Source organism: Microvirga tunisiensis (assembly GCF_009296175.1).
In the GTDB taxonomy this organism is placed as follows: Bacteria; Pseudomonadota; Alphaproteobacteria; order Rhizobiales; family Beijerinckiaceae; genus Microvirga; species Microvirga tunisiensis.
On record NZ_VOSK01000769.1, the window covers coordinates 1 to 1,293 of the forward strand.

A 1,293-nucleotide genomic window follows, 5' to 3' on the forward strand; every position below is an offset into this window, starting at 1 on the left:
GGTGTTCAAGCTGGTGATGGCGGCCGCAAGAAGCTGGCGGAGGTTGATGGGCGAAAACCAGTTGCCCAAGGTGATCGCCGGTGTCAGGTTTAAGGACGGCACCGAGATCATTCCGATGCCGACAAACAGCGCCGCCTGATCGGCCCCATCACCTAAATTCCGTCATAGCTCGGACGTGTGAAGGTCTGGACGCACGAGAGAGCAGCGCGCAGGGCTCAGATGAGTCAGCCGACTAAGGAGCCAGCAAACCCCATCTACATCCTTGCGGCCATCACCCTTGGCATTCCGGCTTTGCTGTTGATCCCGCTGATCGGGATGAACCCCGGAGTCCAGGAAGGGACCTTGACGACTGTTCTAGGCTTTCTTCTGCTCTCTGCCTTTGTCACGGCAGTGGTGTTCGAGATCAAGAGGCTCGCTGATCAACCCTCCGACGCCGATCACCACTAACGGTGTGAGGATGGCGCTACGCAATCAGGCGAGAAGAGAGCGCGCGGGCAGTTAGACCTACTCCTCCATCCAACCAGAGGCAGGTCGCTTACGGCACTGCGTTGGCGGAAGCGGCTTTGATGTCGTGCGGCTTCACCACCCGCTCGGCTCCGGTCATCGTCTTGATGAGGTACGCGGAGGTGCGTTCATCTCGGGCGGGAAGAATGCGGGTGACACAATAGGTCCGACTCTCTCCCTGACCATGGGGCGACTGAAGACGGACAAGCTGACCGATCTGGAATGTAGGCTGCATGGGCTCTTCCTCAAAGCCAGGGCAGGATTGCCATCGCGTCGCAACCCGACGCACAGCAATCCTATTTACTCTGAAAGTTTCAGCGAGCAAAGATTTCGCAGGTCATCAATTCGGGCTTTGATCTTGATCAATTAAGAAGTTTAGAACAGCAAAGCTATTGTCTCACAGTCAAGTTCAGGGCCGAGGTAATACCTCTGCAAGGCGCTGACTTATACAAAAGAGTATTCGTCTTTGTCGGGTTTCAGACAGACAGGGGCATCCAATTTCAGTATTTCCCAGCACGCCTTCAGCAACCATCCATCGGCGGGTGACGCCAACCAACTGAACTCTCATCCAGGGGTGTTCAGGAGCCGCAGCCTGGTCAATGTGTGCCGACGTAAAATAGTTTAGGGATGAACCGTTTCTTGAGAATGGGCATGGGCTGAGCCTAACCGATCGTATTCACCTGCGCTGGTTGCGATGACCTGACTTGCGGCTTGGGCGAGCCAATCTGTTGCGCCTTTTTCATCGCGGCGAGGTTTGGAACGTCGGAACGCGTTGGCGGAGAAGACATG

Annotated in this window: 2 protein-coding genes and 1 pseudogene; 2 read left to right on the forward strand and 1 reads right to left on the reverse strand. The window is 55.9% G+C overall.

From position 1 onward, the window contains the following. A pseudogene (locus FS320_RS43515) lies at nucleotides 1–139 on the forward strand (IS256 family transposase); the annotation flags it as partial. Between the two features lie 80 nt (nucleotides 140–219). Further along, complete coding sequence (locus FS320_RS43520; RefSeq protein ID WP_152718667.1) at nucleotides 220–447, forward strand: hypothetical protein; 228 nt, start codon at nucleotides 220–222, stop codon at nucleotides 445–447. 88 nt (nucleotides 448–535) lie between these two features. On the opposite strand, the gene FS320_RS43525 is transcribed toward FS320_RS43520, so the two are convergent. Beyond that, nucleotides 536–739, reverse strand: coding sequence for a hypothetical protein (locus FS320_RS43525; protein ID WP_152718668.1), 204 nt, complete (start codon nucleotides 737–739; stop codon nucleotides 536–538). Between the last annotated feature and the right edge of the window lie 554 nt (nucleotides 740–1,293).

Bases quoted from the DNA above. Each gene is read 5' to 3' on its own strand.
- FS320_RS43520 (WP_152718667.1), top strand. From the start codon at position 220: ATGAGTCAGCCGACTAAGGAGCCAGCAAACCCCATCTACATCCTTGCG.
- FS320_RS43525 (WP_152718668.1), bottom strand. From the start codon at position 739: ATGCAGCCTACATTCCAGATCGGTCAGCTTGTCCGTCTTCAGTCGCCC.